This is a genomic window from Pontibacillus litoralis JSM 072002 (assembly GCF_000775615.1).
GTDB lineage: Bacteria > Bacillota > Bacilli > Bacillales > BH030062 > Pontibacillus > Pontibacillus litoralis.
Genome location: NZ_AVPG01000080.1, coordinates 1 through 447 on the forward strand (window position 1 = coordinate 1; position 447 = coordinate 447).

Genomic DNA, 447 nt, shown 5'->3' on the forward strand with positions numbered 1-447 from the left:
GAGGCCACTGAAAAAGTCCACTTAAAAGGACTTAAGCTAGAACTGTTGATTTACGTTCCAAGCGGACGCTTTCCGTGGGGCGGGCGGTGAGCTCCTCGTCGCTTCGCTCCTGCGGGGTCTCACCTGTCCCGCTAATCCCACAGGAGTCGCCGCTCTACACTCCAATCAACGAAACTCACTTGTAATAAAGTGAAAATAATACAGCGATCCATTTCCTTTTATCGGGGAATGGATCGCTGTTTTATAGTATAATTAACGTAATAAATCCAGATGCGCGTGTTGGTCATAAAACGGCCGATTCTTCATTCTTTGGCTATAAAACTCATATCGCAATAAATGATGAACGACTTATTACCGCTGCAATTGTGACGACTGGTGAAAAAAGTGACGGTAAATATCTACAAGAATTGATTGAGAAAAGCCAAGAAACAGGTATGGAAATGGAAG

1 pseudogene is annotated in these 447 nt (G+C 43.8%); it reads left to right on the forward strand.

Annotated elements, in window-relative coordinates:
- Window positions 1-269: 269 nt before the first annotated feature.
- A pseudogene (locus N784_RS16490) lies at window positions 270-447 on the forward strand (transposase); the annotation flags it as partial.